Source organism: Nocardioides bizhenqiangii, from assembly GCF_034661235.1.
Classification (GTDB): Bacteria; Actinomycetota; Actinomycetes; order Propionibacteriales; family Nocardioidaceae; genus Nocardioides; species Nocardioides bizhenqiangii.
Genome location: NZ_CP141059.1, coordinates 3603735 through 3627224, shown reverse-complemented (window position 1 = coordinate 3627224; position 23490 = coordinate 3603735). Strand labels below are relative to the sequence as shown.

The following is a 23490-nucleotide window of genomic DNA, read 5'->3' as shown; positions in this document are numbered from 1 at the left end:
CAATTGGCGGATCGGGCCGACCCCCCGTAATCTTGTCGGTCGCGTCTCCTGCCGCTCTCGCATGCGGGGGCAGACTCCCACATCTCTGGCACCAGAGGGTGGGGGCAGTGTTCGTCAGGAGGCGTCGCGGTCGGAGCCTTCGACCGTGTTCACCACGAACGACAGAAAGTACGCAGCCATGCGCACCTATGCCCCGAAGCCCGGCGACGTCGAGCGCCAGTGGCTCGTGATCGACGCGACGGATGTCCCGCTCGGTCGCCTCGCCACCACTGCCGCCAACCTGTTGCGCGGCAAGCACAAGGCGATGTTCGCCCCCAACTTCGACGCCGGTGACTACGTCATCATCATCAACGCGGAGAAGGTCTCGCTGAGCGGCAACAAGCGGGAGAACAAGATGGTCTACCGCCACTCCGGCTACCCGGGTGGTCTGACCGCGACGCCGATCGGCGAGGTCATCGACAAGGACGCCCGCAAGGCCATCGAGAAGGCCGTGTGGGGCATGGTCCCCAAGAACAAGCTCGGCCGTCAGATGGTCAAGAAGCTGAAGGTCTACTCCGGCCCCGCCCACCCGCACCAGGCCCAGCAGGCCGTCCCCTTCGAGATCAAGAAGATCTCCCAGTGACTGACTCGACCGACGCGAAGGATCTGAGGAACACCGTGGCTGACACCACCGAGAGCACCACCGAGAGCACCGACGTCGAGGAGACCTTCGAGTCCGACGAGCAGGGCCTCGCCTACACCAGCGAGACCTCCCCGTCGGCCGCCGTCGCCTCCGACCGCCCGGCGACCATCGCGCCCGGCGCGGCCACCGGCCGCCGCAAGGAGGCGGTCGCCCGCGTCCGGATCGTCCCGGGCACCGGCGTCTGGACCATCAACGGCCGCACCCTCGAGTCGTACTTCCCCAACAAGCTGCACCAGCAGGTCGTCAACGAGCCGTTCACGGCACTCGGCCTCGAGGGCCGCTTCGACGTGATCGCCCGCATCCACGGCGGCGGCATCACCGGCCAGGCCGGTGCCCTCCGCCTCGGCGTGGCCCGGTCGCTCAACGCGATCGACCTCGACGCCAACCGTGCGACGCTCAAGAAGGCCGGCCTACTGACCCGCGACGCCCGGGCGACCGAGCGCAAGAAGGCGGGCCTCAAGAAGGCTCGTAAGGCTCCGCAGTACAGCAAGCGCTGATCCCGGTTCCGCCTGTGCGGATCTTCGGCACGGACGGGGTCCGGGGCCTGGCCAACGGTCAGCTGACCGGGGAGCTGGCCCTGGGCCTCGGCGTCGCCGCGGCCCGTGTGCTCGTCGAGCACGGCGGGCTCGGCAGCGGCCGCAAGCGTCCGCTCGCGGTGGTCGGGCGCGACACCCGGATCTCCGGGCAGTTCCTCGAGCACGCGGTCGTCGCCGGACTCGCGTCCGCCGGCGTCGACGTCCTGCGGCTGCGGGTGCTGCCGACCCCGGGAGTCGCCTACTTCACCGACGCCCTCGGGGCCGATGTGGGCGTGGTGATCTCCGCGTCGCACAACCCGATGCCCGACAACGGCATCAAGTTCCTTGCCCGCGGCGGGGTGAAGCTCGACGACGCGCTCGAGCGCGAGATCGAGGACCACCTGTACCAGGAGTGGGAGCGACCCACCGGCGCCGAGGTGGGCAGGGTGACGCCGTACGGCCCGACCGTCGCGGAATACGCCGCGCACCTCCTCGCCACCCTCGACAAGCCGCTCGCGGGACTCCGGGTGGTCCTCGACTGCGCCAACGGCGCCGCCAGCGAGGTCGGCCCGCAGGCGTTCGCCGACGCCGGCGCCGAGGTGATCGCGATCGGCGCGGAGCCAGACGGCCTCAACATCAACGACGGCTGCGGCTCCACCCACCTGGAGCCGCTCCGGCGCGCGGTCGTCGAGCACGGCGCCGCTGCCGGCTTCGCCGTCGACGGCGATGCCGACCGCTGCCTGGCCGTCGACCACACCGGCGCGGTCGTCGACGGCGACCAGATCATGGCGATCCTCGCCCTCGCGATGCAGGAGACGGGCGACCTCGTCGACAACACGCTCGTGGCGACGGTGATGAGCAACCTCGGCCTGGTGCAGGCGCTCACCGCCGCCGGGGTCACCGTCCGCCAGACCGCGGTCGGCGACCGCTACGTGCTCGAGGCCATGCGCGCCGGCGGCTACACGCTCGGCGGCGAGCAGTCGGGCCACGTGATCATGCGGGCGCACGCGACCACCGGCGACGGCCTGCTGACCGCCCTGCACGTGATGCAGCGGATGGTCGTCACCGGGAGCAGCCTTCGCGACCTCGCCAGGGTGATGACCCGGCTGCCCCAGGTGCTGGTCAACGTCCCCGGCGTCGACAAGGACCGGTGCGACGACGCCGAGCTGCTCGCCGCCGTCGAGGTCGCCGAGGCCGGTCTGGGCGACACCGGCCGGGTGCTGCTGCGCCCGTCCGGCACCGAGCCGCTGGTGCGGGTGATGGTCGAGGCTCCGACCGCCGAGCAGGCGCAGTCGGTCGCCGACGGGCTTGCGGACGTCGTCCGGGCACGCTTGGCCTTGTAGGACGGCGACCGGGTCTCGATACGCGAGTCGCGGCTTCGTCCCTCAGCCGCGCCGTTACTCGACCTGGCGCCTGGACCCGGGACCTCGCAAGCTCGGGCCCGGGTGCTCATATCTTCCTGAGCCGCACGTAGCGGACCGAGTGGTCGGCGTCCTTGCGCAGCACCAGGGTGGCGCGGGAGCGGGTGGGGAGCACGTTCTGCTCCAGGTTGGGGCCGTTGATCGTGTCCCAGATCCGGCGCGCCTCGTCGACGGCCACGTCGTGGGTGAGCTGGGCGTACTTGGCGAAGTAGGAGTCGGGATCGCGGAACGCCGTCTCGCGGAGGCGGAGGAAGCGGTCGACGTACCAGTCCCGGATGTGGGCGACGGCAGCGTCGACGAAGATCGAGAAGTCGAAGAAGTCGGACAGGCCGAGCCCGGTGCGCCCGTCACCGCGCGCCCGTGCGGGCTGGAGGACGTTGAGGCCCTCGAGGATGAGGATGTCGGGGCTGTTGACCACGACCTTCTCGTCCGGCACGACGTCGTAGATGAGGTGGGAGTACCGCGGCGCGAGCACCTCGTCCCTGCCGGACTTGATGTCGACGACGAACTTCATGAGAGCGCGCCGGTCGTAGGACTCGGGGAAGCCCTTGCGGTCCAGCAGGCCGCGGCGCTCGAGCTCGGCGTTGGGGTAGAGGAAGCCGTCGGTCGTGACCAGCGCGACGTTGGGGTGCGCCGGCCAGCGCGCCAGCATCTGCTGGAGCACCCGCGCGGTGGTCGACTTCCCGGCCGCCACCGAGCCGGCGAGGCCGATCACGAACGGCGTCCGCGGCGGCGTCTTCCGGTGCAGGAACTCCTGCTGTGCTCGGTGGAGGTTGCCCGCCGCCTCGACCCGGAGGCTCAGCAGGCGTGACAGCGGCAGGTAGACCTGGACGATCTCGTCGAGGTCGAGCGCATCGCCCAGTCCGCGGAGCGCCAGGACCTCGTCCTCGGTCAGCGGGCTCTTCGTCTCCGAGGCGAGTGCGGCCCAGGTGGCCCGGTCGAGCTCGAGGTACGGCGAGGACTCGCGGTGGAGGTCCTCGCCCTGCTCGCGCTCGTGCATGACAGGGATTCAATCAGCACCTGGCTCCGGGACCGCCCGTGCCTCGGACAAGCGCGCCACGAGACGCCGTAGAGTGCTGCCTCATGTGCGGGATCGTCGGCTACGTCGGGCCCCAGCGGGCGCAAGACGTCGTCGTCGACGGGCTGCGGCGGCTGGAGTACCGCGGCTACGACTCCGCCGGGGTCGCCATCGTGCACGACGGCGAGCTGGTCGTGGCCAAGCGCGCCGGCAAGCTCGCCAACCTCGAGAAGGAGCTGGCCGACCGCCCGCTCCCGGCGGCGCACACCGGCATCGGGCACACCCGGTGGGCGACGCACGGCCCGCCCAACGACGCCAACGCGCACCCGCACACCGGAGGTGCCCGCCGGATCGCGCTGGTGCACAACGGGATCATCGAGAACTTCGCGGAGCTGCGGGGACGGATCGAGGCCGACGACCACGTCTTCCTCTCCGAGACGGACACCGAGATCGCAGCCCACCTCGTCGAGTTGCAGGTGCAGTCGGGTGTCGACCTGCCAACGGCGATGCAGCGGGTCTGCCAGCAGCTCGACGGCGCCTTCACCCTCGTCGCCGTCGACGCCGAGGACCCCGACCGGGTGGTGGCTGCCCGCCGCAACAGCCCGTTGGTCGTCGGGCTCGGCGAGGGGGAGAACTTCCTCGGCTCCGACGTCGCGGCGTTCATCGAGCACACCCGGGAGGCGCTCGAGCTCGGACAGGACCAGATCGTCACGATCACCCGCGACGACGTCACCGTCACCGACTTCTGGGGCACCCCGGTGGAGGTCGAGCGCTTCCACGTCGATTGGGACCTTTCGGCGGCCGAGAAGGACGGCCACGACTGGTTCATGCGCAAGGAGATCTTCGAGCAGCCGCGCGCGGTCGCCGACTCTTTGATCGGCCGCCGCGGAGTCGGGGGCCTGCTCCAGCTCGACGAGATGCGGCTGGCGGACGAGGAGATCCGCGACCTCGACAAGATCATCATCATCGCGTGCGGCACGTCGTTCTACGCCGGCATGGTCGCGAAGTACGCCATCGAGCACTGGACCCGCACCCCGGTCGAGGTGGAGCTCGCCTCGGAGTTCCGCTACCGCGACCCGATCGTCGACCACACCACCCTGGTCGTCGCGATCAGCCAGTCCGGCGAGACCGCCGACACGCTGCAGGCGATCCGGCACGCCAAGAGCCAGCGGGCCAAGGTGCTGGCCATCTGCAACACCAACGGCTCTTCCATCCCGCGCGAGTCCGACGCCGTGATCTACACCCACGCCGGACCCGAGATCGGGGTGGCGTCGACCAAGGGCTTCCTGACGCAGCTGGTCGCCTGCTACCTGCTGGCGCTCTACGTCGCCCAGGTCAAGGGCACCCGCTACGGCGACGAGATCAACGAGATCATGGGCCAGCTCGAGGCCATGCCCGGGCACGTCGAGACGGTGCTCGAGCAGGCCGAGTCCGTCTACGAGCTCGCGCGGGCACACGTCGACGCCCGGTCGGTCCTCTTCCTCGGCCGGCACGCCGGCTACCCGGTCGCCCTGGAGGGCGCGCTGAAGCTGAAGGAGCTGGCCTACCTGCACGCCGAGGGCTTCGCCGCCGGGGAGCTCAAGCACGGGCCGATCGCCCTGGTGGAGGACGGCCTGCCGGTGCTGTGCGTCGTACCTCCCCGCGGGCGCGACCAGCTGCACGGGAAGATGCTGAGCGGCATCCAGGAGGTCCGGGCCCGGGGAGCGCGCACCATCTGCCTGGCGGAGGAGGGCGACGAGAAGATCGTGCCGTACGCCGACCACCTGATCCGGCTCCCGGAGGTCCCGGTGCTGCTCCAGCCCCTCGTCGCGATCGTGCCGCTCCAGCTGTTCGCCTGCGAGCTGGCGAGCGCGCTCGGCCACGACGTCGACCAGCCGCGCAACCTGGCCAAGTCCGTGACAGTCGAGTGAAGTCGACGGCATGGCGGTGATCGGGGTCGGCATCGACGTCTGCGAGCTCGACCGCTTCGCCGCGTCGATCGAGCGCACGCCGGCGCTCGCCGTCCGCCTCTTCACCGAGGCCGAGCGGACCCTGCCGGTGGCGTCCCTCGCCGCCCGGTTCGCCGCCAAGGAGGCGCTGGCCAAGGCGCTCGGCGCCCCCCGCGGGATGGAGTGGCACGACGCCGAGGTGATCCGCGAGGAGTCGGGCCGTCCGGTCTTCCAGATCCGCGGCACGGTGCGAGCGCGCGCCGAGGCCCTGGGTGTCGAGCGCATCCACCTCTCGCTCTCCCACGACGCGGGGATCGCGTCGGCCATGGTGGTCCTCGAGTCATGATCCGCGCCCACACGGTCGAACAGGTCCGCGCCGCCGAGGAGACGCTGCTGGCGGAGCTGCCCGAGGGCGCGCTGATGCAGCGGGCGGCCCATGGCCTGGCCCACGCCGTGCTCGACCTGCTCGGGGGCGGCTACGGGGGGCGGGTGCTGCTGCTGGTCGGGTCGGGCGACAACGGCGGCGACGCCCTCTACGCCGGCGCGGTGCTCGCGCGGCGCGGGGCGTACGTCGAGGCGTGGTTGCTTGCCGAGAAGGTGCATCCGGGCGGGGCAGATGCCCTCAAGCGAGCCGGAGGCACCTTGCGGCGTCTCGATACGCCCTCGCCTAGCGGCTCGGGCTACTCGACGAGCGGATCGGCTCGGTGGTCGAGTCGGGAGCGCGCGCAGCGAGCGACCGGATCGAGACCCCGCAGCTTCGACGTGGTCGTCGACGGGATCGTGGGCATCGGCGGCCGTCCGCCGCTTCGCGCCGATGCGGCCGCAGCCCTCGAGCAGGTCGCCGGCATCCCGATGGTGGCGGTCGACACCCCGTCCGGCGTCGATGTCGACAGCGGGGAGCTGGCGGGGCCGCACGTCTCAGCCGACGTGACGGTCACGTTCGGCACGCACAAGGTCGCGCACCTGGTCGACCCGGCGGCCCTGCACAGCGGCGTGGTCCACCTGGTCGACATCGGTCTCGACCTGCCTGCTCCGGCCCTCGAGGCGCTGCAACCGGACGACGTGGCGGCGCTGCTGCCGTCGCCGGACCCCCACGCCCACAAGTACACCCGCGGCGTGGTCGGCGTCCGCGCCGGCTCCTCGACCTACCCCGGCGCCGCGCTGCTCAGCGTGGCCGGCGCCGACTGCGGGCTGGCCGGCATGGTCCGCTACGTCGGCGATCCGGCCGTGCAGGAGCTGGTCCGCGCCGCCCACCCGGAGGTGGTCGGCGACGGTCGCGTCCAGGCCTGGGTTGTCGGGTCGGGCGCCGACGACGGCGCCAAGGACTCGCTGCGCACCGCGCTGACCGACGACCTGCCCCTGGTCGTCGACGCCGACGCGCTCGCGTTCGCCGACCTGGTAACCGGGTTGCCGGCCGTGCTGACGCCCCACGCCGGCGAGCTCGCGGGGATGCTCGGCGTCGACCGCGCTGACGTCGAGGCCCGCCCTCTCCACCACGTCCGGGAGGCCGCCGAGCTCTACCGCACCACGGTGCTGCTCAAGGGCCGCCATTCGCTGGTCGCCGAGCCCGGCCGGCCGGTGCGCGTCACCACGACCGGCACGCCGTGGCTCGCCACGGCCGGTGCCGGCGACGTGCTGGGGGGCGTGATCGGAGCCCTGCTCGCCACCGGCCTGACGCCGTACGACGCCGCGTCGGTCGGCTCGTGGCTGCACGGCGCGGCGGCGACGTACGCCTCCCAGGGCGGCCCGATCGTGGCCGGTGACGTGGCGCGCGCACTACCGGTGGTCGTCGCGAGCCTCACCCGGTGATGGGAGGATCGGACCCATGTCCGACCAGCCGGCCGATCTCGTGGACGGTCCGCTCGCCGAGATCGTCGTCGACCTGGCGGCGATCCGGAACAACGTGCGCGTGCTCCGCGGCCTGGTCGGCGTGCCGCTGATCGCGGTGGTCAAGGCCGACGGCTACGGCCACGGCATGGTCGAGGCCGCGCACGCGGCCCGCGAAGGCGGGGCGGAGTGGATCGCGGTCGCGACGGTCGACGAGGCGCTCCGGCTCCGTGCGGCCGGCTACGGCGGCCCGCTGCTCTGCTGGCTGATGCTGCCCGGCACGAACCTCGAGCGGCCCGTTGCCGAGGGGATCGACGTGACGGCGTACACCGGCGCCGAGCTCGACGCCATCGCCGCCGCAGCGGAGGCCGCCGGACGGCGCGCCCGGGTGCAGCTCAAGGTCGACACCGGCCTCAACCGCGGCGGAGCGCCGCGCGCGACCTGGGCCGACCTCTTCGCCCGCGCCCGCGAAGGGGAGCGCGACGGCAGCTGGAAGGTCACCGGCCTCTGGTCGCACTTCGCCTGCAGCGACGAGCCCGCCCACCCCGCGAACGACCGGCAGGAGCAGGCGTTCCGCGCCGCCGTGGCGCTCGCGGAGGACGGCGGCCTGAGGCCCGAGCTGTTGCACCTCGCCAACTCCGCTGGTGCCGTGCTGCGGCCGTCGTCGCGCTTCGACGCGGTCCGGTGCGGAATCTCGATCTACGGGCTTGACCCAGCGCCGGGCAGCACGCCCGACCTGGGCCTGGTGCCGGCGATGACCGTGCGCACCAGGCTGGGCCTGGTCAAGGATCTCGTTCCGGGGGACGGCGTCTCCTACGGCCACCGGTGGGTTGCCGACCGGCCGACGACGGTCGGCCTGGTGCCGCTGGGGTACGGCGACGGCGTCCCGCGCCACGCGTTCCGACCCGGCGGCCCCGGCAACCCCGACAACACCGCCGAGGTCGCCGTGGGCGGCAAGCGGCGCCCGATCCGGGGGTCGGTGTGCATGGACCAGTTCATGGTCGACCTCGGTGGCGACCCGGCCGCGGCCGGCGACGAGGTCGTGCTGTTCGGAGCGGGGCCCGACGTGCCGACCGCCCAGGACTGGGCCGAGGCGTGCGGCACCATCAGCTACGAGATCGTGACGAGGATCGGAGGCCGGATGACCCGGACGTACGTCGACAGCGAGGAGCGTCGATCGTGAGCCGCACCCGTCGTCGCGTCGTCGGCTCCCTCGCCGGCGCCCTCGGAGTCGCCGCTGCCGGGAGTGCGGTCGGCATCCTACGGCAGCAGCGGTCGATCAGCCGGCGGGCGGGCGAGGACGTCGCGTTCGGCTCCCTCCGGTCGGAGCCGATCACCGTCGTCGCCGACGACGGCGTGCCGCTCCACGTGGAGATCGACGAGGTCGACGACAGCCACGCGATGGACCGGGCCGGCCGACTGTTCCGCAGGGTCCGGGGCGGCCCGCCCGAGGTCACCGTGGTCTTCGTGCACGGGTTCTGCCTCAACCTCGACTGCTGGCACTTCCAGCGCGCTGCCTACCGCAACCTGGTGCGCACCGTCTTCTACGACCAGCGGTCCCACGGCCGGTCCGGCCGGTCCGACCGCGAGCACTCGACGGTCGAGCAGCTCGGACGCGACCTCCGGACCGTCCTCGACGCGGCCGCGCCGGAAGGACCGGTGGTCCTCGTCGGCCACTCCATGGGCGGCATGTCGATCATCGCGCTGGTCGAGCAGTATCCCGAGCTGATCGGCGACCGCGTCGTGGGAGTCGGCCTGATCTCCACCACCGCCGGAGGGCTCGACGTGAGCCGGATGATCCTGCCGATGCTGCCCGCGCGGCTGAGCGGACCGTTCACGCCGTTCACGCAGCGCGCCGTCCGGACCCTGCACCGCGGGCACCGGGTGGTGGACGGCGTGCGACGGATGGGCCGCGGCATCGCGACCGTGGCGACCGACCGCTACGCGTTCGGGGGAGACGTGCCGCAGGGGTACGTCGAGTTCACCGACGAGATGCTGTCCGCCACGCCGTTCGAGGTCATCGCTGACTTCTTCCCGCTGTTCTCCGGCCTCGACAAGTTCCATGCCGTCGAGGCGCTCGGGACGGTTGCGACGTCGGTGATCTGCGGCACCAGCGACAAGCTCACCTCGATCGGGCACTCGCGCAAGCTCCATGCCCGGATACCCGGCTCCCGGCTGCTCGAGTGTGACGGCGCGGGTCATCTGGTGATGTTCGAGCGGCACGACCTGGTCAGCTCCGAGCTCGACCAGCTGATCACCGCGGCCACCACGGGGGCTCGGAGCCGGTGACCACTCAGACCAGCAGCCCGGCGATCGAGCTCGTGGGGCCGGAGGCGGCGGGCGTCCTGCTCGAGGTCGTGCGGGCGTCGTTCGCAGACCGGCCGACGCTGGACCCGCCGACCGACGCGCTCTCCGAGACCGAGGAGTCCATTGCCGCGCGGCTCGCGGCAGGCGCCGGTCTGGTGGCACGCGTCGACGGCGGGGCGGCGGGCGCCGTCCTCCTCGACGCCGAGCCCGACGGCAAGGCGGTGCACCTGCGGCGGTTCGGCCTCACTCCGGCCGCCCGCGGCCGAGGTGTCGCCGAGGCGCTGGTCCGCGCCGGGCTGCAAGCGGCGGCAGAGCTGGGCGACGGCCTGGCCGAGCGCGCCGTCGTCTTCGCGCGCGAGGAGCTGCCGCACACGGTCCGGTTCTGGCGTCAGCAGGGCTTCGCCGAGACCGACCGGCACCCGCCGTACGTCGCGCTCACCCGGGCGCTGCCGCGTCGGTACGACGTACCCACCGCCGACGACATGCGCGCGCTCGCCGGCGGCGTGGCCGGCCTGCTGCGGGCCGGCGACGTGCTGGTGCTCAGCGGCGACCTCGGTGCCGGCAAGACCACGTTCACGCAGGGGCTCGGAGCGGCGCTGCAGGTGCGGGGGGACGTCACGTCACCGACGTTCGTGATCTCGCGGGTCCACCCCTCTCTGGTCGGTGGTCCGGACCTGATCCACGTGGACGCCTACCGGCTCGGTGGTGCGGCGGAGCTCGACGACCTCGACCTCGACACCGACCTGGATCGCGCGGTCACCGTGGTCGAGTGGGGCGAGGGTCTGGCCGAGGACCTGGCCGACTCGCCGCTGGAGATCAGGATCCTGCGGACCGTGGGCGACGACGACGCCACGACCGACGTCGACCCGCGGAGGGTCGAGATCGACCCGCTCGGACCTCGCTGGTTGGGCGTCGAGCTCCCCTCGAGCCGCTCCGAGTAGGCGGTCGGACCGACGGCATGGTCCGTTCTGACCATGCCTGCGAACTAACAAGGTCAGACCCCGCGTTATCGGTAGAGATAACGAGTTCCGCGGTGCATGGTGAAGGAGAAGTGCTGATGGGGCAGTTCGCTCCGTCGGTGTCAACCTGGGGGGTTACTTCGCATGTACTGGAGCATTCGCTTCGCACTGCTCGCCTGTCTGGCCACGGTTCTGTCCGCGGTTGCGGTCGTGGCCGGCACGATGCCGTCCGACGCAGCCGGGATCACGCTGTATCGCCCGCAGGCCCGGGAGTTCTCCGTGGTTCTGACCGGCCGGACCCACCCGAACGCGAGGGTCCGCATCGTCCGCCGTGCAGACGACGGCTGGAAACGGGTGAACGTCGTCCGAGCCGGCCGCCTGGGTCGGTACCGGTTGGTCGTCCTCCGTCCGGCAGCGAAGCCGTGGGTGGTCCGGGCAGTCTCGGGTGGCGTGCGGAGCAGGCAGCGCACGATCGCTACCGTGCCGGACCCGATCACGGACCCGCCGACCGACCCGACGACCGACCCGACGACCGACCCGACGACGGACCCGACGACGGACCCGACGACGGACCCGACGACGGACCCGACGACGGACCCGACGACGGACCCGACGACGGACCCGACGACGGAGCCGGCCCCGCCGGACGATGCCTGCGGTCCTCGGCTGCAGAAGGCCGACGGCACCTGGTGGGACTGCACGTTCGTCGACGAGTTCGAGGGCACCGAGCTCGACGGCACCCGCTGGCTGGCGCAGGAGACGTCGTTCAGCGGCGTGAACAACGGTCCGGCGTGCATCCGGAAGGAGCCGTGGACCATCGAGGTCAGCGGCGGCACTCTTCGCCTGAGCGCTCAGCGCACGGCCGAGCAATTCACCTGCAAGAGCCCGTACGGCGACTTCACCACCGACCGGGTTTCCGCCTCGGTCGGGACCCGGGACCGGTTCTCCCAAGCGTACGGGCGGTTCGCCTTCCGGGCGAAGATGGCGGATGTCCGGGTTCCCGGGTCCCACTCGGCGCTGTGGCTCTACCCGAGTCGGCACACGTACGGCTCCTGGCCGAACTCAGGCGAGATCGATGTCGCGGAGTGGTTCAGCGGCGTGCCCGACAAGGTCTTCCCGTCGGTCCACTACCTCGGCGCAGTTCGCAACTCCCACACCGGCGTCGACGGCTTGATGCCGGATGCGAATGCGTTCCACACCTACGTGGTCGAGTGGACACCGACGATCATGCGGTTCCTGTACGACGGCCGGCTGGTCTACGAGCACACCGCGAATCCGGCGCTCCCGCTGCTCGGGTCCCAGCCGTTCGACAAGCCGTTCGACATCGTGCTCTCCCAGGGTTGGGGCCAGCTCTGGAACGCGCCGACCGCCGGCACTCCGGACCGGCTCACGATGACGGTCGACTGGGTCCGGGCCTGGAAGTGATCGCGGAGCGGTGATGCCCGACCGCTAGCCTCGACGGGTGCTGCTTGCGTTCGACACGTCGTCACCGACCGTCACCGTCGCCGTGCACGACGGCGCGGACGTGGTCGCGCAGCTGGTGTCGGCCGAGACGATGCGGCACGGCGAGCAGCTGACGCCGCTCGTCGACCGGGCCCTCGGAGAGGTCGGCATCACCGCCCGCGACCTGACCGCGATCGGGGTGGGGGTCGGTCCCGGACCCTTCACCGGTCTGCGGGTCGGTCTGGTCTCGGCCCGGACCATGGCCTACGCCCTGCAGATCCCGGTCTACGGCGTGTGCTCGCTCGACGTCCTCGCGGTCGAGGCCGTCGACACCGGAGCGGTCTCGGGCTCGTTCGTGGTCGCCACCGACGCGCGCCGGCGCGAGGTCTACCTCGCGACGTACGACGAGGCCGGTCACCGCGTCGCCGGGCCCGACGTGCAGCGCCCGGCTGAGATCGCGGCGTCTGTGGGCGGCCTGCCGGTCGTGGGCGAAGGGGCGGCGCTCTATCCCGACACGTTCCCCGACGGCCGGCCGCCGCTGCGTCCGTCCGCTGGATGGTTGGCGCGGTGCGTCGTCGAGGAGCGGGTCGAGCTGCGCGACCCCGAGCCGCTCTACCTCCGACGCCCGGACGCGGAGATCCCACGCGCACCCAAGCCGGTCTCGTGACGCTGTCCGTCCGCCCTGCCGAACCGGAAGACGTCGACGCGATCGCGGACCTCGAGCTGCTCGCCTTCCCGCTCGACCCGTGGTCGCCGACCTTGATCGGGGAGGGCGTCGCCGGCCGGGTGCCGACCACGTCCTACTTCGTTGCCGAGCAGGACGGTCGGTTCGCCGGCTACGCGGCGGTCAGCGTCGTGCAGGACGTCGCGGAGCTCCAGCGGATCGCCACGGCGCCGCGTGAACGTCGTACCGGTGTCGCGGTGGCTCTGCTCGCAGGTGTCGACGGGCATGCCGCCGCGGGCGGCGCCGAGCGGCTGCTCCTGGAGGTCCGCGACGACAACGTCGGGGCACTGGCGCTCTACCGACGAGAGGGTTTCGCGGAGATCGCGCGGCGGGCGGGCTACTACCGCGACGGCACCGACGCGGTGGTGCTCGAGCGGTTTGTGAGAATGACGCCGTGACCGACGAACCCCTCGTGCTCGGGATCGAGACCTCCTGCGACGAGACCGGCGTCGGCATCGTCCGCGGGCACACCCTGCTCGCCGATGCCGTGGCGAGCAGCGTCGACGAGCACGCGCGGTTCGGCGGCGTGGTGCCCGAGGTCGCCAGCCGTGCGCACCTGGAGGCGATGGTCCCGACCATCGAGCGGGCCTGCGAGACGGCGGGGATCGCGCTCTACGACGTCGACGCGATCGCGGTGACGAGCGGCCCCGGCCTGGCCGGTGCGCTGCTGGTCGGCGTGGCGGCCGCCAAGTCGCTCGCGCTCTCCCTCGGCAAGCCGCTGTACGGCGTCAACCATCTGGCCGCCCACGTCGCCGTCGACCAGCTCGAGCACGGGCCGCTGCCCGAGCCGTGCCTCGCGCTGCTGGTCTCCGGCGGTCACTCGAGCCTCCTCCGCGTCACCGACGTGACCGGCGTGATCGACCCGATGGGCGCGACCATCGACGACGCCGCGGGGGAGGCGTTCGACAAGGTCGCCCGGCTGCTCGGGCTGCCGTTCCCCGGCGGTCCGCACATCGACCGCGAGGCAGCCTCCGGGTCCTCGGTCGCCATCGACTTCCCGCGCGGGCTGACCAGCCGCCGCGACCTCGAGCGGCACCGCTTCGACTTCTCGTTCTCGGGGCTCAAGACCTCGGTGGCCCGTTGGGTCGAGGCTCGCGAGCGGTCCGGAGAGCCGGTACCGGTCGCAGACGTGGCCGCGTCCTTCCAGGAGGCCGTCTGCGACGTGCTGGTGCGCAAGGCGCTGGACGCGGCCTCCTCGGAGGGCATCGAGGACCTGCTCATCGGCGGCGGCGTCGCCGCCAACTCCCGGCTGCGCGCGATGGCCGACGAACGGGCAACCGCCCTCGGCATCCGGGTGCGGGTGCCCCGCCCCGGGCTCTGCACGGACAACGGCGCCATGGTCGCCGCGCTCGGCTCGTCGATCGTCGCGCGGGGGCGCCCGCCGTCGTCGTACGACCTGCCGGCGGACTCGAGCCTGCCGGTTACCTCGGTGCTCGCGGGCTGAGCCGGTGCGGTTCACCGACCCGGAGTGGCTGCTCGCCGAGCCGCAGGCCCCGACCGGGACGGGCGTGCTGCTGCTGGCCGGCTCGAGCGGACGGGTCGCCGCCGGGCGTGCCGAGCTGCTCGCGCGCCACGGTGCGACCGTGCTGGCGATCCGCTGGTTCGGCGGCCCCGGACAGCAGCCCGGTCCGTACGAGGTCCCGCTGGAGCTGTTCGTCGATGCGCTCGACCAGCTCGAGCCCGAGTGCGAGCGGCTGGCGCTGGTCGGGACCTCGTTCGGCGCCGAGGCTGCGCTCCTCGTCGCTGCGCTCGACGGGCGCGTGACGGCTACCGTGGCGTTCGCGCCGTCGGCGTACGTCTGGCCCGGGTACGGCGCCGACCGGTGGACGTCGCACTGGACCTGGCAGGGCTCGGCGCTGCCGTTCGTGCCACTCGTGGAGGACTGGACGCCGGACTCCGATCCGCCCGCTTACCGAGGCTGGTACGACGAGAGCCTGGCCGCGGCGGGCCCCGAGGTGGTCGACGCCGCGGCGATCCCGGTCGAGCGGATCGGCGGTCGGGTGGTGCTGGTGGCTGGCGGCGACGACCAGGTGTGGCCGGCCGTCGACTTCGCTGCCGCGATCGCCGATCGCCGACAGCGGCACCTACTCGCGACCGAAGTCGTCGTGGATCCGGGCGCCGGCCACCGGACGCTGCTGCCGGGTGAGGCACCGGTCGTGGGCGGTCAGCGGATGCAGCGCGGCGGGGCCGATGGCGCGGACCGGGCGCTGGGTGCCCGGGCGTGGCCGGTCATCGCGTCGGCGTTGGCTCTGCGGGCGTCAGACGGTGGGTGAGGCGAGACGCCACCAGCAACTCGCCTCGAAATCCCGCTGTGACGTGCCTTTGGCCCCGCCGGTGGCGGGGTGTGGGGCGGGGTGGCTAGTCGTCCGGTGGTGTGGCGGTGAGTTGGTGGGTGCCGGTGGGGTCGACCAGGTAGGTCCCGGTGGGGAGGGTCCAGTGGTAGGTGCCGGGGGTGAGCATCCGGTAGCTGGTTCGGCCCGAGGTTTTGTACCGGTGGTGGCCGCGGCAGGCGGGTGAGAGGTTGCAGGCACAGGTCGGCCCGCCGCCGGCGTGGGGGGTGATGTGGTCGAGGTCGCAGGTTTCGGCGGGTTTGGTGCAGTAGGGGAAGCCGCAGTGGTGGTCGCGTCCGGTGACCTGGCGGCGGATCCGGTCGGGGATCTCATAGGAGTCGACCGGTTGGTGGCCGGCGAGGTCGACCACCGGCCGCACGACCACGCGGGTGTGGGGGGTGTTGAGCCATTCCTTGACCTGCTCCACCGAGATCGGGGTGCGGGTGTTGCCGAACCGGCCCACGGTCTGGTCGGTGGCGGAGAGGTGGAGGGTGAGCTCGGTCTTCCGCCCGGGAATGGTCCGGGTGATCTCTCCGGTGTCGGGGTCGGCGACCTCGAGGTCGAGGACCAGGTCCTCCCGGGCGATCTCGCCGAGTGCTTTGGCCCGGCGGACCTCGAGGGGGTCGGTGTCGCCGAGCTGGCCGGCGAGCTTGGCGCGGCGGGCGATGGCGTGTTCGAGGTCGAGGGCGTCGGCGGCGTCCAGGGTGCCGGAGAGGTCGGCGGTGCCGTTGTAGCCGACCCGGTCCAGACCGGTGTGGACGTGCCGGTGGTCCCGGGCCTCCCGGCGCCGTTCCTCCGCAGCATTCGGGTCGTACCGCACGAGGGCTTCCTCGACCAGCCGGTCGACCTGCGCCCAGGTGGCCCCGTGGGCGAACGGTGCCAGGTGGGCATCGACGAACCCGACAGCATCGGCGGGGAGGAGGCGGGTGGCGTCGGCGATCCGGAGGGCTTTCCACACCGGGACCTGGCCGTCGAGGAGGCGGGTCCAGGTCTTGGGGAGGCGGTGGGCGAGCTCGAGGACCTGGCCGACGTAGTTGCGCCCCGAGTCCAGCGACCGCCCCAACAACGCGGAGAGCTCCATCACCGCGAAGTCACTGATCAGCGGCGCGCCGGGTCCGGCGAGCGGGAGCCCGGTGTCCAGACCCCGCTCCGTCAACGTCGCCACATCCGCCGCGTCCTCGGCCACCGTGTGCTCGGCAGCCCATTCGGCGATCTCGCGGACGGTGGCGATCTCCTGCTCGGCAATGACCGTGCGGCGCTGCTTGATGCTGGCGAGCAGCGCCTGGGACCGGGTGCGGACCGCGGGCTCAACGACCTGGGTCACCACTGGGGCGGTGAGGTCGAAGAGGGGTGCGGTCCCGAGATCCATGAGGCCTATTCAACCCCGACCCTCCGACACAACGAAACGCTCAGAACCCCCCTGTGGACAGGGCATTCGCGATTCCATGCCTGTGGACGGAAGGTGGTCCGGAGCCTCGGTTTCGAGGCTCCTCGCTAGCGCGCCTCGCACCGCAACCAGCGGCCGGGGCGCACCACCGTGAGCCGGCCGCGGCGCGCCACCAGCGGCGCGCTCGAATCCGACCGTGAGCCGGCCGCGGCGAGCAACCGACAGTCCTCCGCTCCCCGTCCAAAGCCTTTCGGTCGCAACCCCCGCGGCCCGCAACCAACTCCCATCAGGCAGCGGCGTCAGCGCCACCGTGAGCCGGCCGCGGCGAGCAACCGACAGTCCTCCGCTCCCCGTCCAAAGCCTTTCGGTCGCAACCCCCGCGGCCTGCAACCCGCGAGCAGAGGTTGGATGGTCGCAGACCGATCCCCACCCGTCAGTGCTGGATCAGCACATAAGGGTTGTCTACGTCGTTGCCGCGAACCGGGTCGCCGACGTCGGTGACCGTGCCGTCGGTCGCCATGGACATCAGGTGCCAGGCCGAGCCGTCGTGCGCCGTGAACAGCAGGGCGCCGTCGTGCGACCAGGCCCAGCTGCCGACGAACCAGCCGTCCCGCTCGAACGGGTCCGCGACCGGCTGGCCCGAGGTGGCGTCGAGGATCGACAGCCGGGTCGGGCCGAGACCGTCGTACTGGCTCTGCGGCGCGGCGACGTAGCCGCCGTCCGGCGAGATCTGCTGGACCTGGAAGTCGCACGTGGTCCACCGGCGGGTGCCGTCGTCCAGGTCGAGGAGGCCGCCGCAGGTGTCGAGGTCCTCGGTGACCTTGTTGATCACGCTGACGGCGCCCGTGGCGGTCGCGTCGAACACCTTCGTCACGCCCTGTCCGACGATATCGGTGACGCCGTGCGAGCTGAACGAACGCGACTCGTCGCCGAGGCCGGAGTTGACGTGGACGACGCAGCCGTCCTCGTCCTCGTGGCAGCTGGGGCCGCCGGTGATCGCTGCAGGGAAGTACGCGACGCTCTCGCCGGGTGCGGCGAGGTCGACGGTGCCGACGGACACCTCGTCGTCATCCCAAGCGGTCATCACGACACCGTCGGTGTCGATCCAGGCGATGGTGGTGCCGGCCTCGTTCACGACCACGCCCGAGGTGGTCTCGAACGTGTCGACGACCTTGCCGTCCACGTCGATCACATCGGCGACCGAGAAGACCTCTCCGTCCCAGCGGGTCGCGACCAGTCGGTCGTCCCACACCACCGCGGCGTCGTAGGCGTGGGGGTGCTTCGGGAGCTCCACCACGTCACCGTCGGCCTGGTGCCACGCACCGTCGAGCAGGTAGTCGACGTCGGCATTGTCCGATCCGCTTTCCGTCTTCGACTTGGTCGCAGACGGCTCGCCGGACGGTGGGGTCGGGTCGGACGACGCCGTGGAGGCGCGGTCCGAGGCGTCGGTCGACGCCTCGCCGGAGCCGCCGCAGCCGGCGGCGAGCAGGGCGAGCGGGGCGATCACCGCTGCGGTGATCCGGGCATGCGAACGAAAGGTCATGGCGAGTCCTTCGGGTGTGGGCTGAAGAGAAGAGAAGAGAAGAGAAGAGAGATCAGTGGCGGATCGGCCGGAAGCCGGTCGCGAAGTCGTCGCCGCGGACGGGTTCGGCCAGCTCGGTGGTGTCGCCGTCGACGGTCATCGCCATCAGGTGCCACCGACCGCCCTCGTAGGCGGTGAAGATGACCGCGCCGTCGGGTGACCAGGTCCAGTCGCCGACGATCCAGCCGTCGCGCTCGAACGAGTTCACCTCCGTCTGCCCGTCCGCGGCGTCGACGAGGGCGATCCTGCTCGGTCCGGCCCCGTCGAACTGGCTCTGCGTGCCGATGAAGAAGTCCCCGTTGGGGGAGAACTGCTGCACCTGGTAGTCACACGTCTCGAAGCGGAAGGCGGATGTCTGCGTCTCGTAGATGCCGCCGCAGGTGTCGCCGAAGTCATCGACCTCGGTGACGACGCTGACGGCGCCGTCCGATGTCGAGTCGAAGACCCGCTTGGCGCCGTCGGCCGCGATGTCGTTGATCCCGTCCGAGCTCACCGCGCGGGCGTCCTCGTCGAGGTTGGAGTTGAGGTAGACGACGCACCCGTCTGCGTCCTCGTTGCAATCGGGCCCGCCGGAGATCGCGGCCGCCGTCCAGGCGATGGTCTCGCCGGGAGCTGCCAGCTCGACCGAGCCGATCGCCGTTTCGCCGCCGTCCCACGCGGTCATCACCTGCCCGTTGTCCTCGACCCAGGCGATCGTGGTGCCCGTGTCGTTGATGGCGACCGGCGAGGTGGTGTTCATCGACTCGATGACGTTGCCGTCCTCGTCGAGCACCTCGGTGACGAGGTAGACCTCCGGACCGCTGCGGGTGCCCACGAGTCGGTCGCCCCACTGGACGGCCTGTTGGTACTCGTGGTCGAGCTCGACCGTGTCGCCGTCGGCCTGGTGCCAGGTCGTGCCCTGGAGGTAGTCCGGATTCGCGGGCGGTGCCGCCGTGTCGGTCGTCTGCTCGACGAACTCGGGCGAGCGGCCGCCAGCGTCGTCGGTGCTGTTGGCCAGCACCGCGATCGGCGTGACGATCGCGGCGACACCGAGGACGCCGCCCGCGACCGCGGCGCGACGGTTGCGCTTGATCTTGTGGGCCTTGCCCTTCACGGAGGTGATGTCGAGCGGCGCCTCGTGGAGGTCACGGACGCGCGCATCGAAGTCGCGGCTCATCGCTACCTCCCATGCGGATTCGTCGGGGGCGGGGTTGGTGGGATCGGTGGGGTGGTTCATGACGTGGACTCCTCGCCGTAGCGGGGGTGGAGCTCGGCGGGCACCCGCGCGCGAAGAGCGGCGAGAGCCCGGCTGCACTGGGACTTGACCGTGCCGATCGAGATGCCGAGCGCGTCAGCGACCTCGGCCTCGGCCATCTGCTCGTAGTAGCGCAGGACGACGACCGACCGGGCCTTCGGCGGCAGGGTCTGCACGACCTCCCACAGCCGGTCGTTGGTGCCGTCGTCGTACTGGTCGTGGTGCGGGTCGCCTTCGGGGATGACCTCGGTGGCGTACTCCCGCTTCTTCCAGGCGCGCCGCCACAGCGAGTTGTTCTCGTTGACCATGATCCGGCGCACGTAGGCGTCGACGGCGCCGCGATCGTGGACTTTGTCCCACGCCAGGTAGAGCTTCGCCAGCGAGGTCTGCAAGATGTCCTCGGCCTGGTGACGGTCGCCGGTGAGGAGGTACGCCGTACGCAGCAGGCTCGGCTGCCGGGCGGCGAGGTACTCGGTGAACTCGGCGTCCCGCTGTGTTTCGCGGTCCCTCCGGCTCATCAGCCCGCCCCCTGTCGCGCCATCGTCGTCTCCTTCGTTGAGCCGCCGGAAGCGGCCCCTGGTGGAACTGTGTCGGGTGAAGGACGCGACTCGTCGGAGATTGGTTGCAATTCGGCTAGGCGGTTCTCGCGCAATCTGCGCAGACGCCCCAGTAGACGACCTCGGTGTTGTCGATCGTCGTACCCGGTGGCACGTCGGGCTCGAGGCAGTCCGGTGCGGGGACCGCGCAGGCCACGTTGTGCACCGTCCCGCACCGCTGGCAGACGTGATGGTGGTGACCGTCGCCGACCCTGGACTCGAAGCGCGCCGGCGAACCGGGGAGGTCGACGCGGCGGACCGCTCCTGCGGCGGTCATGGCCAGAAGGCAGTCGTAGACCGTCTGCGGCGAGAGGCGGCCCACGATCTCGCGGCTGCGCTCGACCACCTCCGCGACGGTGAGGTGCTCCTCCTCGGCCCGCGCCCGCTCCAGCACGGCCGCGACAGCCAGCCGCGGTTGGGTTACGCGCATCCCGCATGAGCGGAGGAGGACCTCCGGGTCCCCCCGACCCTTGATCACCGCCGATCGATACCCGGCGGACCTGGATCGATTCGCGAACACGCCGTGATTTCGGGCCTTTCTTCGTGGATGCGGGCGGGCCCTCGTGTGTCGGTGGGGGCCGGGGGTATTGCCGGGGTCCATCTGAGGGGAAGGACGACCATGACGACTTACGACTACGGAGCAGACGCTCCGACGCAGACCGGTGGAGCGGGCGCGTCTGGCGGGGCCAAGGACCAGGCGAAGCACGCGGCGCGGACCGCGGCCGACGAAGGCGCACACCTCGCCGAAGCGGCGAAGTCCGAGGCGCAGTCGGTGGCCACCGACGCCAAGGAGCAGGCCCGCAACCTCGTGGACGAGGCCCGCGTCCAGGTCCAGGAACAGTCCAGGAGCCAGCTCGACACCCTGGTCAGCACGCTCCAGAGCTTTGCCGAGGACCTGGAGCGGATGGCCCGCGGCGAAGGTGCCGGTTCCGGGCTCGCCCACGACGTCGTGACACAGGTCGGAGAGAAGGCCAGGACGATCAGCTCGCAGCTGCGCGGGCAGGAGCCGGCCCAGGTCCTCGACCAGGCGCGCGACTTCGCCCGGCGTCGTCCCGGCACGTTCCTGCTCGGCGCGCTCGCAGCCGGCGTCGTGGCCGGTCGGGTGGCGCGTGGCGCCAAGGACGCGCAGGACAGCCCTGCCGCCGGCGCTTCCACGACGCCCCCCACCACCGAGTTCGCGAGCCCGCCGGCCCCGCCACCGCCGGCTGCTCCCGGCTACTCGATGCCGCCCTCCGCGCCGCCCGTGACCGCCGGTGGCACCGCAGCCGACGACCCGCTGGCCGGCACCGACACTCCCGCCGAGCCGCCGGTCTACCCGGCAGGAGGATCCACTCCGGGAGGCACCCTGTGACCGATCAACAGACCCCGGGCGCGACGGCGTACGCCCCAGATGCGCAGCACGCAGGCCCCGCGGGCACCGGTGAGACCTCCGACGGCAGGTCCCTCGGCGAGCTCGTGGGCGACATCGCCAACGACCTCACGACGCTGGTGAAGCAGGAGATCGAGCTGGCGAAGACCGAGGCCAAGGCGGAGGCGACGAAGGCCGGCAAGGGGATCGGTCTCGTCGGAGGAGCCGGTGTCGCCGGCCACCTCGCCCTCCTCTTCCTGTCGCTGGCGCTGATGTTCCTCCTCGACTCCTGGATGCACACGGCCCTGGCGGCGCTGATCGTCACCGTGCTGTGGCTCGTGGCTGCCGGGGTGATGGCGATGGTCGGACGCAAGGAGCTGAAGTCGATGAATCCCAAGCTCGAGACAACCCAGAAGACTCTCAAGGAGGACGCGGCATGGGCCAAGGAACTGAAGAACAGCTGACCGGACAGATCGCCGACACACGGCAGGACCTGTCGCGGGACGTGGATGCGCTCTACGACAAGGTGAGCCCGGGCCGGATGGTCGAGCGCCGCAAGGAAGCGGTGCGTAGCCGACTGTCGACGTTCAAGGACTCTGTGATGGGTTCGGCCGGGAGCGCCGGCGGTTCGGCCCAGGGCGCGGCCGGCTCGGTGAAGGACACCGCGTCCAACGCCACGAGCGCCGTCGCCGGCACCGCGCAGTCGGCCGTCGGCACGATCGAGCGCCAGACCCAGGGCGCGCCGCTGGCGGCCGGCATGGTCGCGTTCGGCGCCGGCATGGTCATCTCGGCGCTCATCCCAGCCTCCGACAAGGAGGCCCAAGCCGCACAGCGCCTCACCGAGGCCGTCAAGGACTCGCCGATCGCCGACGAGGCCAAGGCGGTGGGACAGGAGATCGGCGACAACCTGAAGGAGTCGGCGACCCAGGCCGCGCAGGAGGTCAGGTCGAGCGCGCAGGACAGCGCGGCATCGCTCAAGGAGGAGGGCCAGTCCTCGGCGCAGACCGTCAAGGAAGAGACGCCTGGCAGCTAGGGCACGTCTCCTTATCCCGGGCCTGCTGCGCGACGCCGCCGGATAAGGAGACGCGCCCTAGCCGTCGAGCCGTCCCGAGCACGCCGCCCCCCGGACAGGGGGCGGCGTGCTTGATTTCGCGGTGTCGCGACGCTTGGGGGAAGACCGGTCGGGTACCGCCCGACCATGACGGCGCAGGTGACGCGGGACAACCTGGAGGGGCAACAGGCGGACAGCCCGAGCGAGATCCCGCGCGCAGGGTGGTTCCAGGTGGTGAAACGTGCCTGGAAGGAGGCGAAGTCCGACCAGGTGCCGCTGCTCGCGGCCGGTGTCGCGTTCTACTCGTTCCTCGCCCTGTTCCCCGCGATGATCGCGGCGGTGATGCTCTACGGCCTGGTCCGGGACCCGGCCGACGTGCAGCGGCAGGTCGACGACCTGACGGCCGCGCTCCCGTCCGACGCAGCCAGCGTCCTGACCACCCAGCTCGAGGCGATCACCTCGACGTCGTCCGGCTCCCTCGGGCTGGGGCTGCTGGTGAGCCTCGTGCTCGCGCTCTGGACCGCGTCCGGCGGCGTCGGCAACATCCTCTCCGCGATCAACATCGCCTACGACGAGGAGGAGACCCGCGGCTTCGTCAAGCGCAAGGCGCTCTCGCTCCTGCTCACCCTCGCCGCGATCGTCTTCGTCGTGGTGGCGATCTCGCTGATCGCGGTGGCACCGGCGCTGCTGGACAACCTGGTCGACGCCGGACCGGTGCGCTGGGGAATGGAGGCCCTGCGCTGGCTCGGGCTCGTCGCTGCGATGTCGTTCGCCCTGGCCGTGCTCTACCGCGTGGCCCCCGACCGCGATGACGCCCAGTTCAAGTGGGTGTCGGTGGGCGCGGTCGTCGCGACCGTCGTCTGGTTGGTCGCGAGCCTCGGGTTCTCCCTCTACGTCGACAACTTCGGCTCCTACAACAAGACCTACGGCGCCCTCGCGGGCGTCGTCGTCCTGCTCCTCTGGCTCTGGCTGACGATGTACGTCGTCCTGCTCGGTGCGGAGATCAACGCCGAGGCCGAGCAGCAGACCGCGAAGGACACGACGGTCGGCCCGGACGAGCCGCTCGGTCAGCGGGGCGCGGTGAAGGCCGACTCGCTGCCCGGTGACCAGCCGCCGCGTCCCGAACGGCCCTGAAGCC

General features: G+C 71.6%; 24 protein-coding genes. 18 read left to right on the top strand and 6 right to left on the bottom strand.

The genetic code is table 11. The annotated features are described in order from the left end of the window. The first annotated feature begins 178 nt into the window (after window positions 1–178). The 3 genes from rplM to glmM are packed head-to-tail and all read left to right on the top strand — an operon-like array spanning window position 179 to window position 2540. Window positions 179–622 carry a 50S ribosomal protein L13 gene (gene rplM, locus SHK19_RS17585; protein ID WP_322937017.1) on the top strand — a complete coding sequence of 148 codons (444 nt, stop codon included), beginning with the start codon at window positions 179–181 and terminating at the stop codon, window positions 620–622. A 35-nt stretch (window positions 623–657) separates the two neighbouring features. After that, window positions 658–1179: a 30S ribosomal protein S9 gene (rpsI, locus tag SHK19_RS17580; RefSeq protein ID WP_322937016.1), complete on the top strand. Its 522-nt coding sequence runs from the start codon at window positions 658–660 to the stop codon at window positions 1177–1179. A gap of 14 nt (window positions 1180–1193) precedes the next feature. Then, window positions 1194–2540 carry a phosphoglucosamine mutase gene (gene glmM / locus SHK19_RS17575; protein ID WP_322937015.1) on the top strand — a complete coding sequence of 449 codons (1347 nt, stop codon included), beginning with the start codon at window positions 1194–1196 and terminating at the stop codon, window positions 2538–2540. Between the two features lie 106 nt (window positions 2541–2646). Here glmM and coaA read toward each other — a convergent pair whose 3' ends face one another. Further along, window positions 2647–3618, bottom strand: a complete 972-nt coding sequence (coaA, locus tag SHK19_RS17570; protein ID WP_322456276.1) for a type I pantothenate kinase — start codon at window positions 3616–3618, stop codon at window positions 2647–2649. Window positions 3619–3701: 83 nt separating this feature from the next. Between coaA and glmS the strand changes: the two genes are divergently transcribed. The 11 genes from glmS (at window position 3702) to SHK19_RS17515 (ending at window position 15097) form a co-directional block, all read left to right on the top strand. Next, the gene (gene glmS / locus SHK19_RS17565; RefSeq protein ID WP_322456277.1) at window positions 3702–5546 is read left to right on the top strand and encodes a glutamine--fructose-6-phosphate transaminase (isomerizing); all 1845 of its coding nucleotides are present in this window, start codon (window positions 3702–3704) and stop codon (window positions 5544–5546) included. A gap of 10 nt (window positions 5547–5556) precedes the next feature. Further along, window positions 5557–5910, top strand: coding sequence for a holo-ACP synthase (locus tag SHK19_RS17560; protein WP_322456278.1), 354 nt, complete (start codon window positions 5557–5559; stop codon window positions 5908–5910). Beyond that, a complete protein-coding gene (locus SHK19_RS17555; protein WP_322937014.1) occupies window positions 5907–7373 on the top strand; it encodes a bifunctional ADP-dependent NAD(P)H-hydrate dehydratase/NAD(P)H-hydrate epimerase in 1467 nt (488 codons plus the stop codon). Before SHK19_RS17560 ends, SHK19_RS17555 begins: the two co-directional genes overlap by 4 nt. Before the next feature lie 16 nt (window positions 7374–7389). Beyond that, window positions 7390–8574 carry an alanine racemase gene (gene alr, locus SHK19_RS17550; RefSeq protein ID WP_322937013.1) on the top strand — a complete coding sequence of 395 codons (1185 nt, stop codon included), beginning with the start codon at window positions 7390–7392 and terminating at the stop codon, window positions 8572–8574. After that, entirely contained in the window at window positions 8571–9680 is a 1110-nt protein-coding gene (locus SHK19_RS17545) for an alpha/beta fold hydrolase (RefSeq protein WP_322937012.1), read from the top strand. The genes alr and SHK19_RS17545 overlap by 4 nt, the downstream gene beginning before the upstream one ends. Then, window positions 9677–10639 (top strand): tRNA (adenosine(37)-N6)-threonylcarbamoyltransferase complex ATPase subunit type 1 TsaE, encoded by a 963-nt coding sequence (tsaE, locus tag SHK19_RS17540; protein ID WP_322937011.1) that lies wholly within the window; start codon window positions 9677–9679, stop codon window positions 10637–10639. The genes SHK19_RS17545 and tsaE overlap by 4 nt, the downstream gene beginning before the upstream one ends. 162 nt (window positions 10640–10801) lie before the next feature. Then, window positions 10802–12082 (top strand): glycoside hydrolase family 16 protein, encoded by a 1281-nt coding sequence (locus SHK19_RS17535; RefSeq protein WP_322937010.1) that lies wholly within the window; start codon window positions 10802–10804, stop codon window positions 12080–12082. A 37-nt stretch (window positions 12083–12119) separates the two neighbouring features. After that, window positions 12120–12767 carry a tRNA (adenosine(37)-N6)-threonylcarbamoyltransferase complex dimerization subunit type 1 TsaB gene (tsaB, locus tag SHK19_RS17530; RefSeq protein WP_322937009.1) on the top strand — a complete coding sequence of 216 codons (648 nt, stop codon included), beginning with the start codon at window positions 12120–12122 and terminating at the stop codon, window positions 12765–12767. Continuing rightward, the gene (gene rimI, locus SHK19_RS17525) at window positions 12764–13222 is read left to right on the top strand and encodes a ribosomal protein S18-alanine N-acetyltransferase (RefSeq protein ID WP_322937008.1); all 459 of its coding nucleotides are present in this window, start codon (window positions 12764–12766) and stop codon (window positions 13220–13222) included. Before tsaB ends, rimI begins: the two co-directional genes overlap by 4 nt. Then, entirely contained in the window at window positions 13219–14268 is a 1050-nt protein-coding gene (gene tsaD / locus SHK19_RS17520; protein ID WP_322937007.1) for a tRNA (adenosine(37)-N6)-threonylcarbamoyltransferase complex transferase subunit TsaD, read from the top strand. The genes rimI and tsaD overlap by 4 nt, the downstream gene beginning before the upstream one ends. Before the next feature lie 4 nt (window positions 14269–14272). After that, window positions 14273–15097 carry an acyl-CoA thioester hydrolase/BAAT C-terminal domain-containing protein gene (locus tag SHK19_RS17515; protein WP_322937006.1) on the top strand — a complete coding sequence of 275 codons (825 nt, stop codon included), beginning with the start codon at window positions 14273–14275 and terminating at the stop codon, window positions 15095–15097. Window positions 15098–15182: 85 nt separating this feature from the next. Here the strand turns inward: SHK19_RS17515 and SHK19_RS17510 are convergent, their stop codons facing one another. From SHK19_RS17510 to SHK19_RS17490, 5 genes are all read right to left on the bottom strand, one after another. Further along, on the bottom strand, window positions 15183–16523 hold the full coding sequence (locus SHK19_RS17510) for an HNH endonuclease signature motif containing protein (protein WP_322937005.1): 1341 nt from the start codon (window positions 16521–16523) through the stop codon (window positions 15183–15185). 451 nt (window positions 16524–16974) lie between these two features. Further along, window positions 16975–18084, bottom strand: a complete 1110-nt coding sequence (locus SHK19_RS17505) for a hypothetical protein (protein WP_322937004.1) — start codon at window positions 18082–18084, stop codon at window positions 16975–16977. A 52-nt stretch (window positions 18085–18136) separates the two neighbouring features. After that, window positions 18137–19339 carry a TolB-like translocation protein gene (locus SHK19_RS17500; protein WP_322937003.1) on the bottom strand — a complete coding sequence of 401 codons (1203 nt, stop codon included), beginning with the start codon at window positions 19337–19339 and terminating at the stop codon, window positions 18137–18139. Continuing rightward, window positions 19336–19875 carry a SigE family RNA polymerase sigma factor gene (locus SHK19_RS17495; protein ID WP_322937002.1) on the bottom strand — a complete coding sequence of 180 codons (540 nt, stop codon included), beginning with the start codon at window positions 19873–19875 and terminating at the stop codon, window positions 19336–19338. Before SHK19_RS17495 ends, SHK19_RS17500 begins: the two co-directional genes overlap by 4 nt. A 115-nt stretch (window positions 19876–19990) precedes the next feature. Then, window positions 19991–20383 (bottom strand): Fur family transcriptional regulator, encoded by a 393-nt coding sequence (locus SHK19_RS17490; RefSeq protein WP_322456293.1) that lies wholly within the window; start codon window positions 20381–20383, stop codon window positions 19991–19993. Window positions 20384–20572: 189 nt separating this feature from the next. On the opposite strand from SHK19_RS17490, the gene SHK19_RS17485 reads away from it, so the two are divergent. From SHK19_RS17485 to SHK19_RS17470, 4 genes are all read left to right on the top strand, one after another. Further along, window positions 20573–21304 (top strand): hypothetical protein, encoded by a 732-nt coding sequence (locus SHK19_RS17485; protein ID WP_322937001.1) that lies wholly within the window; start codon window positions 20573–20575, stop codon window positions 21302–21304. Further along, on the top strand, window positions 21301–21765 hold the full coding sequence (locus SHK19_RS17480) for a phage holin family protein (RefSeq protein WP_322456295.1): 465 nt from the start codon (window positions 21301–21303) through the stop codon (window positions 21763–21765). Before SHK19_RS17485 ends, SHK19_RS17480 begins: the two co-directional genes overlap by 4 nt. Further along, entirely contained in the window at window positions 21738–22334 is a 597-nt protein-coding gene (locus tag SHK19_RS17475; RefSeq protein WP_322456296.1) for a DUF3618 domain-containing protein, read from the top strand. Before SHK19_RS17480 ends, SHK19_RS17475 begins: the two co-directional genes overlap by 28 nt. Window positions 22335–22499: 165 nt before the next feature. Continuing rightward, window positions 22500–23486 (top strand): YihY/virulence factor BrkB family protein, encoded by a 987-nt coding sequence (locus tag SHK19_RS17470; protein ID WP_322937000.1) that lies wholly within the window; start codon window positions 22500–22502, stop codon window positions 23484–23486. The last annotated feature ends 4 nt before the right edge of the window (window positions 23487–23490 follow it).